The sequence below is a fragment of the Dyadobacter sp. HNCC25DJ185 genome, from assembly GCF_056895195.1.
On the sequence record NZ_JBXHAR010000007.1, the window covers coordinates 41,625 to 58,166 of the forward strand.

Below are 16,542 nucleotides of genomic sequence, written 5' to 3' on the forward strand. Positions count from 1 at the left end.
GATCTAGAATGTGACCTGTAGGCCACCTAGGAATGACCTGGATTGTGGATAAACGAAGTTGTCGACGCCGATGACCGTATTGGAACCTGCGTAGGTATTGACCTCGGGATCATATCCGCTGTAATTGGTGATCGTAAAAAGATTGTTGGCACTCACGTACACTCTGATCGCCTGGAAGCCCTTTAACTTGGGCAACGTGTAACCCAGTGTCAGGTTTTTGCAGCGCATATAGGAGCCATCTTCCACTACGTAACTCGAAATAGGAAGTCTTCCACCCTGCGCTGCGCTTACATACTGATTGCTGGGATTAGTGGGCGACCAGCGGTTCACGACGCCTTTCAATAAATTGCGCTGACCCAGCGGGTTTTCGAAAGACAGCCTGCTTGCATTGTAAATATCATTTCCCTGCGATCCCGAAATAAAGACGCCCAGGTCGAAACCCTTATATGCAAGATTGGTGGAGAAGCCATAGATGAATTTGGGGTTTGGGTTTCCGACGATCACCTGATCGGCAGCGGTGATCTGGCCGTCGCCGGTTACATCTTTCACTTTATGACCGCCAATCCTTCCGTCATATCCAGGAAGGATAGCCTCGCCTGTCTGGTTGATGCCGTCGAAAACATAAGTCTTGAACATACCCAGCGGTTCGCCTACCTTTAAAACGGTGTACGTGGTCACGAAACGTTCGTTGGTTATACCGCCGTCGAGGCTAAGGACTTTATTCCTGTTAAAGGTAGTATTGGCCGAAACATCCCATTTCAGCACACCGTTGAGGATTCGTGCATTGGCAGCCAGTTCCAGCCCTTTGTTTTCCAATGAAGCAAAATTACCAGTGATGGTACCGTAGCCGGAGCTCAGCGGCAACGTCTTTACGTAGAGCAGATCATCGGTCCTTTTATGATATACATCTGCAATAAAGCTCACACGGTTGTTGAGGATGCTCAGGTCCACTCCGAAGTTGGTTTGCACCGAACGTTCCCAGCGTAAGTCCGGGTTGGCAATTCCGGTAGGGTTGATCCCCGTCACATAGGTGTGGTTGATCATATAGTCGCTTCCGGTAGAGGCAGCTGTTGAAAGCGACTGATAAGGGTTGATACCGCCGGCATTGCCGGTTACTCCAAAACTTCCGCGCAATTTGAAATCGGAAAGCCATGAAAGGTCCTTCATGAAAGATTCTTCTATCAGGCGGTAGGCTGCTGAAATGGCGGGGAAGGCCCCATATTTATGGTTTGCACCGAATTTGCTGGAGCCATCTACCCGAGCCGTGAGGTCCAGGAACAATTTGTCTTTGAAACCATAGTTGACCCGCGCCATGTACGAATCAAGGCGTTGGCTGCTCCTGCTGCTGCTCACTGTGCGAGTCAACGCGAGCTGAACAGCCTCGTTCTGGGTAGCGTCGTTCGGGAACCCGGATGCGTTCAGGCTATTGGAATTGGACTGTTCCAGCTGTGTGCCAAATACGGCTGTGGCTTTAAATGTATGGTCTTTACCAATATGGGTACTGTAAGTCAGGATACTTTCGTGGAGCAAAGCCAGGTAATTGGCGTTGGCTTTGGAAGCGGAACCTGAGTTGTCGTTCAAATCGCTTTTATTAACGATCGATCTTGGAGAGTAACCATCGTATAATTCTCCTCTCTGGTCCACATTGAAAGAGGCCCGGTAGGTAAGTCCTTTAAATAGGTTAAATTCTCCGTATAAATTAGCGAGGGTCCTTTTAATGTCCCTTTTGTTCAAAGCAGCTGCAAAATTAAGCGGGTTGACAACCTCGCGGTATTGTCCGGCTGCCTGTTCGCCAAAAGGAAATATAGAACCATCTTCACGATAGGGTTTTAAAGTAGGAGGCGCGCCTATGGCGGCGCCTAACACAGACGACAATACTGCACCGCCGTCGCCGATGTTTTCACCGCCTGTTTGGATGCCGTCGTTAACAGAATAGCTTCCCAGGATGCTGGTCCCGATCTTTATGTTTTTACTGATCCGGTGGTGCAGGTTCAGGCGGTAGGAATAGCGCTTGAAGCCGGAGCCGATGAATGTTCCCTCCTGGTCGAAATAGTTGAGAGATAGAGCAAGTTGCGTTTTTTCGGTGCCCCCATTGATCGAAAGCTGGTGGTTCTGGATCGGCGCTTTGCGGAAAATATAACTTTGCCAGTTGACACCCTCGCCAAGCGACGCGGGGTCCGGGTAGTAATTATTTTTAAAAACTTCATTTTCCAATTGGGCAAATTCGGCGGCATTCAGTACGGGCAGTGTTTTATTTACTTTCTGTGTGCCATAATAGCTGTCGAACGTGACGCGGGTTGCCCCGTTTTTACCTCTTTTAGTGGTGATCAAAATGACCCCGTTTGCAGCCCTGGCACCATAGATTGCCGAAGCGGACGCATCTTTCAAGACCTCAACAGACTCGATATCATTGGGGTTAATGGTGGAGAGCGGGCTGACATCGGTGATGCCGCCGCCGTTGGAGATCTGGATACCGTCGATCACATAAAGTGGCTCCGAAGACCCGTTGATCGAGTTGGTGCCTCTGATCCGGACGCTGATATTACCGCCCGGGGCGCCGGAGTTCTGATTGATCTGAACACCTGAAACCCTTGCCTGAAGGCCTTGTGCGATGTTTGCAACAGGGGTTTGGACGAGGTCGGCCGCTTTAACTGACGCTATGGAACCGGTTGTTTCCACGCGGCGCTGTGTTCCGTAGCCTACTACCACTACTTCTTCCAATGCTTTAGTATCCGCACGGAGGGTGATGTTCACATTCGAGCGGTTATTCACTCCGACTTCTTCCTTCAGATAACCCACAAAAGAAAATACAAGCGTGGCATTTCCGGCTGCTTCCAATGAATAGGTACCTTCTACCGTCGTTAGAGTGCCTTGCTGAGTGCCTTTGATCGTAACGCTCGCGCCAGGGATCGCTTCGCCTTTTTCGTCGGTCACTTTTCCGGTTACGTTGCCCGATTGTGCCAGTAAAGATTGGGTTATGCCCAGACCAAAAAAGAGGAGCATAAACAGATGGGGTATTTTTTTCTTCATTGAAACAGACATTAGGGTTGATTAATTTTTCTTAAAATAGGAATAGTACAAAATCGATAGAGCTGGCAGATCAGGATATAGCTGAGCATTGTGAAAAATTTCCATGGATCAGCGATACCAGAAACCTCCTTTTTTGATAAAGATATAGAGCGTAATCGGCCTGTGTGAGCAGATAATACCACAAGAATTTCCAGAATTAAATCAAAAAATATCGGCAACGTTTGCGGATACGTTGCCGATATATGGTTTTATGCATTTTTAATATGGTATTTTTTTAAATTTGCCGCCACTGAAATGGTAAGTAGGAAATATACCCATGGCGGTCACATCAGCTGAATCTGTGCCCGAATGTTTTCGTGGGATAAATAATAGTATTAAAATAATACAATCAACATGATCAAATGCGTCAAGTGCGGGCAGGTGGATAGCATCATGAAGGCAGGCTATGTGAGGGGAAGGCAACGGTATCTTTGCAAATCCTGCAACTACTATTTCACACAATCCGAAAGAGATCCGTCTGCGAGTTCGCCTCTGAAAAGAAAGCGTCATCAGACCACGATCATCGACATCGCCCGGTCGCTTGGTGTGTCCAATTCCACCGTTTCCCGTGCCTTGCACGATCACGCCGATATCAGTCCGGAAACCAGGCAGGCTGTTCTGGAAAAAGCCAACCAATTGGACTATCAACCCAATCAATTGGCATATAACCTGGTCAAAAGCAAAACCAATACCATCGGGCTTATTGCCCCTGAGTTTCAAAATCCATTTTTCCCGAATGTGATTGTCGGCGCCCATGAAGTATTGACGCAGGCTGGCTATAACCTGACGATCATGCAGAGTAACGAGTCGTACCAGGTTGAGGTCTCCAATACCAGGGCGATGCTGGCCAACCGGATCGACGGACTGCTGATCTCGCTGACTCAGGAGACCAACAATTTTGAACATCTGAATGTATTCGCCAAGCGCGGGATCCCGCTGATCATGTTCAACCGAGTTTGCGAGCAGGTCGACGCTCCGAAGGTAGTCGTAAACGATTTTGAGGCATCTTTTCAGGCAGTGGAGCACCTGATCCTGAATGGTTACGAGCGTATTGCCCACCTGGGCGGGCCGCTGAATCTGCTGGTTAGCCAGGAAAGGCTGCGGGGCTACAAAGCTGCGATGGAAAAGCATGGAAAAACCATTAAAGATCACATGATCATTCAGGGGATGCTTACCCAGCAGAAAGCCCGGATTTACGGCCAGTACCTGCTCGACCTGGCCGAACGTCCCGATGCCATTTTCGCCGTTAATGATTCTTCCGCCATTGAAATTATGTTGATGGCCAGGGAAAAGGGGATCGGTATTCCGGATGAATTGGGAGTGGTCGGGTTTAGTGATAACCCAGAGTCCGTCTACATCGGTCCGGGGCTTACGACCGTCCGCCAACCGACTATGGAAATGGGGCGGATCACGGCAGACTGGATTTTACAACTCGTGGATATGGAGGATGTTCATTTGCCTGAGAAGAAGATTTTGAAGACGGAGCTGATCGTGCGGGGCTCCTCGCGGAGGTGTGGGTTGTGATGGGTTGCAAAAAAGCAAAAAGTGCGTCCTCAGGGAAAACGCACTTTATTAACTAACAGAATATAATTATGGGTTTGTTGGCGGGAGCGTCAGCTGAATACTTCCCTGAATAACTTTAAGCTTTTCGGGACTGCCGTGGCGGCATCTTCTTTTCCTTCCATTTCCAGGGAGATATACCCCTTGAAATTGGCCTTCCGCAGAATATCCGCAATTCTCTTATAATCAAGATCTAAATCATAATAATGGCCTCCGCCATAATACGTCTTGGCCTGCACAATCGTTGCGTACGGTGCCAGCCTCTCGAATTGTGGGTACGGATCGCCCACGAAATTGCCGGTATCTACGTTCATTCCCATGGCCGGTGAAGAGGCCAGCGGTTTGTATATTTCAAGCAGATAATCAATGTTGGACGACAGACCCCAGTGGTTCTCAATTGCCAGCACGACACCGGCTTTTTCCGCCGCCACCAGACATTCCCCCATTGAGTCGATACACCATTTGATCGCATCTTGATCGGTATATCCTTCAATCGGCGGCTCCTTTCCATCCTTATAGTAGTTGGCATCGCGCTTCACTGTTCTCCAGCTTCCGGTGTTCATCCGGATCGCCGGTATACCCATCTGCGTCGCCATATTGATGCACTTGATCGTATGTTCAATGTCTTTCCTGCGGTCTTCGGCTTTCGGCTGAACAAAACTTTGGTGAATGGAGAGCAATGGAAGCGATAATCCGTTATCGAACGCCAGCCTTTTCAGCTTGTTCATGTAAGGAACTGTCTCATTGTCCATTTGGCGATGAAGGATTTCCACACCGTCGAACCCGAGGCGGGCAGCATCTTCGATTACTTTTTCGACCGGGTATTTGTCTTTCCCAAAATGCCAGTATGAATAAGTCGAAACTGCCAAAGGAATTCGTCTGGCAGGAGGGGGAGCGACTGTCCTTTTCGCTACTTTGGCAAGGGCAGGACCGCCAGCCAGTGCTGCGATCCCGGTAACGGCGGCCGTTTTCAACCAATCCCGGCGCGAGTTAGTGTCGTTATTTTCTTTCAAATCAAATGGCTTCATTGACTAAGAGTTTCAACTGTTTATATCACTTAAATTTGAAAAACTTGGACAAAGCAAGTTAAATAAAACAAATTGCTTTGTCCAGATCCATCACGGATTTTGTTTCAAAACACCGGATCCCATGATATCTATCTGAGCCTGAGGGATTGGGAAATATTCGCTTTTTCCTTTTACAAACGTCGCGCCGGACAGGTAAGTCCTCTTTTTGCTTTCTTTGGCCAGGTAGGCATTCAGGACAACGTCAGCCACTCCCCAGCGAACCAGGTCAAAATGCCTGTGACCTTCCATGGCAAGCTCTACACGGCGCTCGAACCGAACAGCTTTTCTGGCATATTCCTGGCTGGAGAATGCGGGATAAGGTTTTACCAGATAATTGGCTGCGGGCTTTCCTGCGGCGTCCAATACCACCACATTGCCGGCGCGGGTGCGGATCTGGTTCACGATTTTTAAGGCTGTGGCCAGGTCATTTTCTTCCACAGCCACCTCGGCGCGCATCAGCAGGATATCCGCAAAGCGGATTGCGCGGTAGTTGTTTGCATTGGCGCGGGGCGATTCGGCCCCAGCGTTTTCGCCGCTGTAAGCAAAGAATTTCTTAAAAGTGTAAGGACCGCCGAAGCTCTGGTCACGGATCCAGTTTTTACCCGGATGGATGCCCCAGTTCAAGAATGGCAACCCTCTTCTGCCTACTGTCCAGTCCAATCTCGGGTCCAATGTGCCGGCGTAAGGCGTGAAAGGGTCCGTAGAAGAAAGCCCCTCGTCGTTGGAAACATCCACATCATTGAAAGTATCCAGTAATGGAAGCCCGGCCGCATCGGTTTTGAATGCATTGACCAGATTTTGAGAAGGCTGATAGAAGCCGCAGCAGCCGCCGGGAGCCGAGCCATAAGGGAAGTTATAATTATCTCCCCAGCTCCCATTTTGCCCGCTTCCACCATCACCGACCGACATCTGCACTTCAAAGATCGACTCTGCATTGTTTTCCGTAGTAATCCGGAAATTCTCATGAAAGTTATTAACCAATGAGAAGGGTCCATTTGTAATGATATCTTCTAAAAGCGGCTTGGCAGCAGCGAGGTCCTGCTGGTACATATGCACTTTTGCCAAAGCGGCTTTCGCGGTCCACTTGCTCACACGGCCCACCTGTGCTTTGGTTGCAGAAACATTGTCGATTGCGAACTGGAAGTCGGCCTCAATGTTTGGCCAGATATCCTTATCATTGGGGAGGTTGATGTAATCGGTGACTGTTTCGTCGACATAGGGGACCATATTCCAAAGTTTTTTGGCTTCAAAATGATACCATGCCCTCAGGAACCGTGCCTCGCCCAATGCCTGCGCTTTTTCTGCGTCGGTCATATCGGTTGCCAGGCCAATGAGCTTAATGGCATTATTGGAGCGGGACACGCCGTCGTAAACCGCGACCCATTTGTCGTTATAAGCGCCGATATCGGCCTGCGGAATGTAGCGTTCGATGGTGGTGATTTGCGCCTGGTCACCCACGTCGCTGCCTTTGTAGGCGTCGTCGGACGCAATGGAGCCGTAGATCCAGTTGCTTACTGATGAGGTGTTGACAGGGCCAGAGCCCACGCCATCCAGCAAGCTGTATGCGCCGATCAGAACGGCATTGACCCCTGTTTTGTTGGAAAGCGATTGCTCATTTCCAACGCCGAGCGGCGTGGTTTCCAGAAAGCTTTCGCTGCACGACGTCATCATCGCCGCACAGATTATTGCTGTTAATATGGTCTTTTTCATATATAAGCTAATGATTATCAGATAATAAAATTTTGATCAGCGTGGTTTAAAATCCAAAATTGATCCCGATCTGGTACATTTTGGAATTAGGATAATTGCCTTGGTCAACACCCAGTACAGTGCTTCCCGGCGTTGAACCCACCGAGGTGACCTCGGGATCGATGCCGCTGTATTTGGTGATCGTGAACAGGTTTTGGGCCTGCAGATAAACACGCGCACTTTCAAACCCGATCTTGGACAAAACGCCGGCGGGCAACGTGTAACCCAGTGTCAGGTTTTTCATGCGGAAATAAGAACCATCCTCAATGAAATAGCTGGAAGGCTGCTGGCTGCGGCTGTCATTGGCATCAAGAATCGGCAGGACCGCGTCAGGGTTTTCCGGAGTCCACGAATCGTTCAGCATGCGCAGGCTTCTGTTGCCCGCCTGGTTGTTGAAATCAACCCAGCGTTTCACCATATTGATGATCTGATTGCCTTTTACGCCCTGGAAGAATGCGGAAAGGTCGAAGTTTTTGTAACCCACATTCAGGTTGATGCCATAAGTGAAATCAGGGTGGGGGTTGCCGAGGAATTTCCGGTCGTTGTCGGTAATGGTGCCGTCACCGTCGGTGTCATGGTATTTGTACTTACCTACCGCAGCATATCCCGGATATTTCGGGCCGGCGTCCACTTCTCCCTGGTTTTGATAAATACCGTCGATCTGCAGACCGTAGAATGAATACAAAGGCATTCCGGCTACGGAGCGGGTCCAGGTATAACTGCGGATCGCGGGGCCAAGTAGTACGGCTGTTGCGCTGTTGTTCAGTTTTTTTACCTCGTTTTTGTAGGTTGAGAAATTGACACCCACCGAGTAAGTCAGGTCGCCGTTCAATGCCTTGTTATTGAAATCAATACCCAGATCGATCCCTTTGTTGTTCATTTCACCGACGTTCACAAAAGGAATTGTCGCTACGCCCTGGGTAGCAGGCAGTGCCACCTGATAAAGCATGTCGGAAGTAGTACGGTTGTACAAATCAAGATTAAAGCCAAACATCCCTTTCAGGAAAGTCGCGTCCAGGCCGATATTGGTCTGTGTTGTGGTCTCCCATTTCGCGTCGGGGTTCCCGAATGCATCTGTGTCGAACCCCGGCTGCACGGCATTGTTAGAGCCGTCGATTGCGTAGGAAGAGAGGCCCAGATTGGAACGATAAGTACTGAAACCGTTGTAGTTGCCAATTTCCTGGTTCCCGGTTTGTCCCCAGCCAGCCCTGATTTTCAGGTCTTCGATCCAGTTTACGGGTTTCAAAAACGATTCTTCCGAAAGTCTCCATCCTGCGCTGAATGCCGGAAATGTTCCGTAGCGGTTGTTTTGTCCAAAACGGGATGAACCGTCGCGACGTACGGTCGCTTCGAGCAGATAGCGGTCTTTTAAGGAATAGTTGATCTTTCCGAAAATAGAGAAGAGCGCCCATTCGTAGCCACCGCCTGCATTGTTGATACCTGCAGTTCCCGAGTTAAGGAACATATACTGCGGGTCTTCGGAGAAAAAGGTGGTACGCGTAGCAGAAAAATCGCGCCCGGTCCCTTTGATCGCTTCCGTTCCCAGAAGCACGCCGAGCTTGTGGATGGTACCAAAGGTTTTGTTGTAATTCAAGGTGTTTGACCACGTCCAGTTAATATCGTAGGCATTGGCATTGGTCAGCGCGTTGGCGGCTTCAATTTCAGCTTCTTCGAGATCCAGCAAGGTATAACCTACGCGGTTTGCGGCGGTAAGGTCGATACCGATGCTTGATTTCGCGGTCAGATCTTTCAGGATGTCTACTTCCAGATAAGCGTTACCGAATGCGCGGAAGTTGTTGGTCTGGTTCTTCCGGGTTCTCCAGAGCTGTGCGACCGGGTTGGTAGCTGGCCCGAGCCCGGCAGCACGGGTTGCGGCAAAATTCCCCATGATATCATAGACCGGGATGATGGAGGGGATGCGGTAACCATTTCCGATCGGGTTACCGTCCTGGTTGTTGGCAGTACTGGCTGTCCCGTTGTTGTTGTAATAACCTTTGTTTTCCGTATAGCTTACTTCCAGGTTCTCACCCAGCCTGATCCGTTTTTTGAAAGAAAACTCGGTATTGGAACGCAGAGAATAACGGTTAAATGAGGTATGTATCAGCACCCCATCCTGTTTGAAATAGTTGAACGCAATTGCATAGCGGCCGGTTTCGGTACCACCCTGCGCACCCACATTGTACTCCTGGATCGCGGCAGGGCGAAGTATTTCTTTATGCCAGTCTGTTCCTTCTTTGTTTGCCTTCACAATCTGGTAGAATCCGGTACGGTTGTAGTTGTACAGGGAAGGGTTGGTTTTTGGGTCGCCCTCAAAAAGACCATAGCTGGAACCTGCCAGAATGTAGTCCGGCACCACGGCCGTCGGGCCATTGCCGTACTGCTGATGCGAGGGGTTACCATTGGTCAACACGCCTGCATTCTTGCGTTGCGTCCAAAGCAAATCCCCGAATTGCTGCGGGTCCTTGATCAGGTCGAGGTCGACCTTGCCGGTTTGCAGGCCAGCCCTTGAATTGAACGTAAATTTGGGCGCGCCTGCTTTTCCTTTTTTTGTGGTGATGATGATCACCCCATTTGCTGCTCTTGACCCATAAATGGAGGCGGAAGATGCGTCCTTCAGCACCTGCATGGATTCGATGTTATTGGGGTTAATGCTGTTGAGCCCGCCTTTGGTTGGTACCCCGTCGATCACGTACAATGGATCGTTGTTGTTGATGGTCCCGAAACCGCGGATACGGACGGTGGCTTCACCCCCGGGGCTGTTGTTGGAAGTAACGGTTACCCCGGCAACACGTCCCTGCAATTGCTGGGCTACGTTCGGGGCAGCAACTTTGGTGAGTTCGGTCGCATCGACTGTCGAAACCGCCCCTGTGATATCCCTTTTGGATTGGGAGGAATAGCCTGTTACGACTACCTCGCTCAGTGATTTTACGTCCGACTGCAGGGTCACGTCGACCTGTGACTTGTTGGTGATATCCACTTCCATGGTCAGAAACCCAATAGACGATACCACCAGCTTGGTGCTGCCGTCCGGGACAGTCAGGGAAAAGGCGCCTTCTGCGTCGGTAGTAGTACCGATGGATGAGCTTCCTTTTAAAACAATAGTTGCTCCGGGAATGGAAGCACCGCTTGCGTCTGAGACTTTCCCTTTAACGGGTACGTCAACGGGCTGGATCATTTTGATAGAAGGGCTGGGCGGATCAGGCAAGGTTTGCGCTGGTTTTGCGGACGCTCTTTTCAGCAGGATCTGTTTGCCGGAAACCTCATAAGTGACCTGCAGCGGCGTCAGAAAGTTGTCCAGCACCACTTCCAGTTTTTCATCTTTTGCGGAAAAAGTAACTTTGCGTTGCGAACCGATGAGCTCCGGGCTGTACATGAAATGGACGCCCGAAAGTTTACCGATCTGATGGAGTGCTGCTCCTATTTTTTGTTCCCTGATGTTGACTGTCAGCTTGCGGCCGAGAACCTCCTGCGCGAATCCGTCGAACGCAAAGGATAGTGGCGAAAACGCAGCGATAATCAACATTTGTACGAGGCTGATTCTCATAATTTTGAGCAGTAGTCCCTGCCGGTAAAAGGTTTTTTTCATACTTTTGTTTGTTTTGTAGGTGATAAAAAATCGGCAAAATAATTCCCAGGTCCCTTCCGGGATTCGATCTTAGCGCCAGCATAGAAATGGGGGATTTTAGATAAGGTGAATGATGTTGACGCATCGTTCACCTTTTTTGTTTTTAGTCAAATAGTCTTGGTTTATGGTGAGTAATAATTATCTGCAGGGATTCCCTTTTATCTTGATTTTCTCATTGTCGACTTCATAGGATGCTTCCAGTATCGTGCAGATCCATTTCAGCTTATTTTCAAGTGGTTCATCGCCAAGCGTTGCGGTAATGCTGCAATTGGCCATAGCCTCCCGGTCGTAGGCTATCTCGATCCCGTAGGCCTGCCCCAACGAAGCGAATACTTCGCTAACCGGCGTTTCAGAATAAGTGAACACCTGCTTTTCGATTGGTATATGCAGCAATACCGGACTCTTTGCCGATGACCGCACCAATCGCGAGCGGCTTCTTTCGAATGTGGCCTGCTGATTGCAGGTCAGTAACAAGGCTGTCAATGCACGGTCCGTTTCATACTCCTTCGCTTTGGAATCATCTTTGGCGAATACCGATACTTTCCCTGTTTTCACTGCCACGGTCACCTGCTCGTCTTTTTCATCGGCTTTAATGCTGAAACTCGTTCCGTGAACCTTGGCTACCAGCTCATTGGCATACACAAAAAAAGGCTGCTCGGGATCCTTGACGACTTCAAAAAATGCCTCCCCAACCAGATAAACTTCCCTTTTCGTTTTTTTAAATTCTTTTGGAAAACGGACACTGCTGTTTTTTTGTAAAACAACGGCACTTCCGTCCGGTAGTCTCACATATCTTACTGCTGCATGCCGGTTTGTGACATTTGCAAACAGGTCTGGGTTTTCGCTTTCCGAAACGGGCAGGTTCCCTGGCTGTCCCACATGACTGTTCCTGTAAATTTTAAAAACCGAAAAGCCGATTCCTAAAACAATGAACAAGGATGCCGCCATTGTCCAGGCCGAAAACTGAAACCGGCTTTGCGCATTCCTTCGGCCCGCTGCCTCGATTTGTTTTGCGTTTCTCAATGCCTGGTCAACCCTGGACTCAATATAGTCGTCGGAAAACTGACGCTTTTCGCGGTCCATGGCCGTTATCACTTCCCTCGCTTTTTCCAGAACATCCCGCCGGGCCGGCTCCTCGGCCACCCAGGTTTCCCAGCGTGAATTGTCTTGAGGCCTTTCACCTTTGATCCAGCCGGCAAAGTCGGGATTCTCAAGCAATCGTTCTAATGTGTCGGTAAACCAGGAATTCATAAGGCTTTCTAGGGTCAGCTGAAAGCATTATCCTAAAAAATTGCCCGGATACTCATTTGGACAAGATTATTTTGTCCATTTTTTCAATTCATGCGAAAATTTGGCAAAACCAGTAAAAGAAAACAGAAAATGTAGAAGAGGGGGACCAGCATTTGCGCAGGTTGGAAAGGGCGCGCTGGATAATGTTACTTACCGACTGGGGGTTGATTGCAAGCAGACCGGCGATTTCTTCCGTTCTGAGATTTTGAAAAAAGCGCAGGTATATGACTTCCTGCTGCCGGACGGGCAACTGTTCTATTACATGACGGACCTGCATGGTAAGTGCCCTGTGGTTTTCGCCCTGGATGAGAAGGTCTTCTCCCGAGAAATCAATGTTGTGGTCGTCGAACTGATCGGTCAGTTCCACTTCGTCCGCAAGAGGCTTCATGGTTTTCAAGATTCTGTTCCGAAAGGCTTTCAGAAGGTAAAAACGTACCGAATTAGTGTCATTGATTGATTCTCTATGCAGCCAGAGATGGATCAGCAGGTCTTGTAAAACATCCTCTATGATCTGCAGGTTAGGGGTAAACCTGAGCCCGTAAGTCAATAAGGTACGATAGTAGCGTTTGGCCAGTACTGTGTATGCGTGTTCGTCCCCATTCCGGAAAAGATTCCACAAAACTGAATCGTCGCTATGTACAGTGGACCGGTCCAATCGATGTCAGGGGATTTGGGGTATATTTCAAAAATAGGCAATGGGCTTTGTATTAAAAATAGTATTTTGCATTATATTAAAATAACAAAATTTTATTGTTTTATTTTACAAAATAGCGTTGATTGGTTTAGAGAGGCCCTTCCAATCCGCGCGCATCTTTCCAATGATCCACATTTTTATGTCCAGAACACTCCTGTCGGTGCTTTTTGCAATTTTCATATTTGGGAAAATCAAAGCCCAGTCCAGCCCTGATTACAGAGCCAGAATGGGACAGATTATGTGGAATATCCAAAAGAACTTTTACGAACCTTCGACGGGTCTTTTTTTGGAGACAAACGGGAAAAACGAGAAGCCGCATTCTTATTTATGGCCTCTGTGCGCACTGGTGCAGGCGGCGGATGAGGTTGAAACGGTTTTGCCCGGCAAGCAGTATATGAAGCCCGTCCTGGCGGCAGTAGAGCAGTACTACAATACCGACGCCCCTGCGCCTGGCTATCAGGCCTATGTCAGAAAAGAACAGAAGGATACGCGTTTCTACGATGACAATCAATGGATTGCGATTGCCTGCCTGGATGGATACAATCGCACGCAGGACAAGTCTTACCTTGAAATAGCCGAGGAAATATATCAATTCCAGATGACAGGCTATGATACGAAAGCAGGAGGAGGGATCTATTGGAAAGAAGACGAAAAGAATACTAAAAATACATGTTCCAACGGCCCGGGGATTTTGGTAGCGCTGCAGCTTTACAAGATCACCCAAAATAAGGAATATCTCACGACTGCAATCCAACTGTACGATTGGACAAAGAAAAATCTGCGTTCCCCTGAAGGTATTTATTACGATGCGATCAAGATACCGGACCTGAAAATCGACTCGGCCAGATATACTTACAATACGGGCACGATGCTGCAGGCCAATGTGCTGCTTTACTCAGTTACACAGGAGAAAAAATACCTGGAAGAGGCCAAAATCATGGCAGAGGCCTCAAAAAAGTACTTTTATAAAAATAACAGGCTACCGGACAACTATTGGTTCAACGTAGTTTTGCTGAGAGGTTTTGAGGAACTACACAAAATTGACGCTGTCGCCGGCGATTTTCAAATGTTTGCCGATGATGCCGAACTCATCTGGAAGAATGAAAAAGACGATACCGGCCTGCTGGGGAGCAAACCCGTTAAATCCCTGATCGATCAGGCTGCCATGCTGGAGATGTATGGGAGGCTGGAATCGTTGAGTTCGGGCAAGTAGATCGCGGTTTCGGTTTAATAAGTGCTATTCGTGCCTGTTCCTGCAATTCTTTTGAAACTGAGTGGATTGCTATCATTTAATCCGTATGCTTATCAATTGGGAGAATACCGAAGAGCTTTGGGACTAGCAGAAAAACGGGTTTTCAACATTTTAATGACTGCCTGCATACAGCAATAGCCGAAGTTCATTGTACCGAACCAGTCACCTATAACAGATCCCATTTTTCAAGAATACAAAATCTTTCTTCATTTAAAATCACCATTTTATAGATATAAAATGGTGATTTTAAATAGACACTACTCCGAATCTTTGTAAATCCCAAATTCACTAATCGCAATACTGACAGGCGATTTGGTAACACGCAACCTGATTCTCTGTGTGGTGATGGGGATTTCGAGCTTCACCAGTCTTTTGGCGCCAATGCTGGTGCCTTTATGCACTTCCTTCCACTCGTTGCCTTGCCAGGCGTCGACAGCAAATTCCTCGATGCGCTGGCCAAGCTTGATGTATTCCTGTATGCAGATCACGTCAAAAACCACGGGGTTCGTCAGGTCAACAATTACTTCTGGAGTTTTAAAGTCATCATCCGTGGCCCAATAGGTATCTGCTTTGCCATCCAGGATGTTTTTAGCGCTGTAAATAGAATTATATCCCCGTACGTTGACTGCTTTGGAAGAACCACGGGCGGCAAGGTTTGTAGCAAATGTCTGTTTTACATGGTCTCCAAATGATTTAAGTGCGGCCACGTCGTCCTCGTGTAACTGGCCGCGCGTATCCGGCGCAAGCCCGAGGTCCAATGCAGCGCCCCGGCCTACGCTTTTGAGGTAGAGATCAAACAGTTTTTCAGGTGTTTTAGGCTTTTCAGTTGGATGGTAAAACCAGCCTTTGCGCAGCGGCACATCACATTCAGCTGGGATCCAGAACTTTCCATTGCGGGTGCCACCCGGATTTTCCGTCGCATTTGCTTGCCCGGGCACCGCTACGTTTTTTCCTTCCGAAGGTTTGGGCGTAAGTGTAGCCCAGGATGTAGGACTCACACTTCCATCCTCATTGCCTGCCCAGCGCACATCCCATCCAATGTCACTGAAAATGTTTGCCGAAGGCTGCAGCTTACGTGTTAGGTTTGTCCAGGTGGAATCCCATTGGTAATAGGTGGTGTTGTCGATCGATCGTTTCTCTCTCGCGCCTCCGTAATAGCCGTCACCGCCATTGGCACCATCGTGCCAGGACATAAAAAGCTCGCCGTAATTGGTATACAGCTCGCGAAGCTGTTCCCGGTAAATGGCGAGGTACTCCGGTGTGCCATATTTGGCATTGTTGCGGTCCCAGGGAGAGCAATATACCCCGAATTTCAGTCCGTGCTTCCGGGCGGCGTCCGCGACTTCTTTTACCAGATCGCCTTTTCCATTGCGGAAAGGGCTTTTTGAAATGTTATATTCCGTTGTTTTAGTTGGCCAGAGCGCAAAGCCGTCATGGTGCTTTGCTACCAGCACAATTCCTTTCAAGCCACCTGCTTTTGCAGCCAACACGATTTGTTCTGCATTGAAATCGCTTGGATTAAACGTTTTCGGATCAGCATCCCCGAAACCCCATTCTTTGTTCTCAAAAGTGGTCGGCGTAAAGTGCATGATGCCATAAACTTCCGTTTCGTGCCAGGCAACCTGCCTGGGGGCAGGCAATGCGCCGTAGGGTTTGGGTGGGGTTTGGGCAAAAGAATTCAGTGCCGTTAGAAGTAAAAGTGCGGCGAGCGATTTTGTCATCTTCTATTGTAAGTATTAGGTAGTAAGTTCTGAATATTCAAAAGTGAAGATCGGTTTTTTTGGAACAGTACACTAATTTTTAATGTGTATGTTCAAGGAAAATACCAACGACGGATTCGTTTGCCGGGCCTGGCGAAAGGCCTAACAAAAACTTTGATTTTAATCCTTAAACCTGAAATGGTATCGACGTTCACTCGAATTCAGGATTATGTTCAAGATATCGTCGAGAATTATATGGAACTGAAAAAAACGTCGGTGCGCTGGTCAACAAACCGGGTTATCAGAATTCTTTCCTGGCCGAGAAAATTGGAATTCCCACTCCGACGTTGTTCGTATTAAAAACAAAGCGGCAACTGGACAGATGCGGAAATGAAACTAATACTGGAGTCATAGAAAAAGTGAGAAGCTGAAACTTCAGGGGCGGATGACGAAAAATGGATAATCAGGAAGCAGGGGAAAACTATTTCAGCATCCGCGCGGCGATTGGCGGATTGGGATCGAATACTTACATCCGA

9 protein-coding genes are annotated in these 16,542 nt (G+C 48.6%); 2 read left to right on the plus strand and 7 right to left on the minus strand.

Features of this window, described 5'->3' with window-relative positions; all coding sequences use genetic code 11:
• Window positions 1-3: 3 nt before the first annotated feature.
• On the minus strand, window positions 4-3,030 hold the full coding sequence (locus tag AC1XUF_RS20205; RefSeq protein ID WP_483343640.1) for a SusC/RagA family TonB-linked outer membrane protein: 3,027 nt from the start codon (window positions 3,028-3,030) through the stop codon (window positions 4-6).
• A 393-nt stretch (window positions 3,031-3,423) separates the two neighbouring features.
• On the opposite strand from AC1XUF_RS20205, the gene AC1XUF_RS20210 reads away from it, so the two are divergent.
• Window positions 3,424-4,593 (plus strand): LacI family DNA-binding transcriptional regulator, encoded by a 1,170-nt coding sequence (locus tag AC1XUF_RS20210; RefSeq protein ID WP_483343641.1) that lies wholly within the window; start codon window positions 3,424-3,426, stop codon window positions 4,591-4,593.
• An 89-nt stretch (window positions 4,594-4,682) separates the two neighbouring features.
• Here the strand turns inward: AC1XUF_RS20210 and AC1XUF_RS20215 are convergent, their stop codons facing one another.
• From AC1XUF_RS20215 to AC1XUF_RS20235, 5 genes are all read right to left on the minus strand, one after another.
• Window positions 4,683-5,657, minus strand: coding sequence for a sugar phosphate isomerase/epimerase family protein (locus AC1XUF_RS20215; protein ID WP_483343642.1), 975 nt, complete (start codon window positions 5,655-5,657; stop codon window positions 4,683-4,685).
• A 90-nt stretch (window positions 5,658-5,747) separates the two neighbouring features.
• Complete coding sequence (locus tag AC1XUF_RS20220; protein ID WP_483343643.1) at window positions 5,748-7,406, minus strand: RagB/SusD family nutrient uptake outer membrane protein; 1,659 nt, start codon at window positions 7,404-7,406, stop codon at window positions 5,748-5,750.
• 46 nt (window positions 7,407-7,452) lie between these two features.
• The gene (locus tag AC1XUF_RS20225) at window positions 7,453-11,031 is read right to left on the minus strand and encodes a SusC/RagA family TonB-linked outer membrane protein (protein WP_483343644.1); all 3,579 of its coding nucleotides are present in this window, start codon (window positions 11,029-11,031) and stop codon (window positions 7,453-7,455) included.
• Between the two features lie 177 nt (window positions 11,032-11,208).
• The gene (locus AC1XUF_RS20230; protein ID WP_483343645.1) at window positions 11,209-12,321 is read right to left on the minus strand and encodes a FecR family protein; all 1,113 of its coding nucleotides are present in this window, start codon (window positions 12,319-12,321) and stop codon (window positions 11,209-11,211) included.
• 88 nt (window positions 12,322-12,409) lie between these two features.
• Window positions 12,410-13,015: an RNA polymerase sigma factor gene (locus tag AC1XUF_RS20235; protein WP_483343646.1), complete on the minus strand. Its 606-nt coding sequence runs from the start codon at window positions 13,013-13,015 to the stop codon at window positions 12,410-12,412.
• Between the two features lie 178 nt (window positions 13,016-13,193).
• Between AC1XUF_RS20235 and AC1XUF_RS20240 the strand changes: the two genes are divergently transcribed.
• A complete protein-coding gene (locus AC1XUF_RS20240) occupies window positions 13,194-14,267 on the plus strand; it encodes a glycoside hydrolase family 76 protein (RefSeq protein ID WP_483343647.1) in 1,074 nt (357 codons plus the stop codon).
• Window positions 14,268-14,563: 296 nt separating this feature from the next.
• Here AC1XUF_RS20240 and AC1XUF_RS20245 read toward each other — a convergent pair whose 3' ends face one another.
• On the minus strand, window positions 14,564-16,027 hold the full coding sequence (locus AC1XUF_RS20245; protein ID WP_483343648.1) for an alpha-L-fucosidase: 1,464 nt from the start codon (window positions 16,025-16,027) through the stop codon (window positions 14,564-14,566).
• Between the last annotated feature and the right edge of the window lie 515 nt (window positions 16,028-16,542).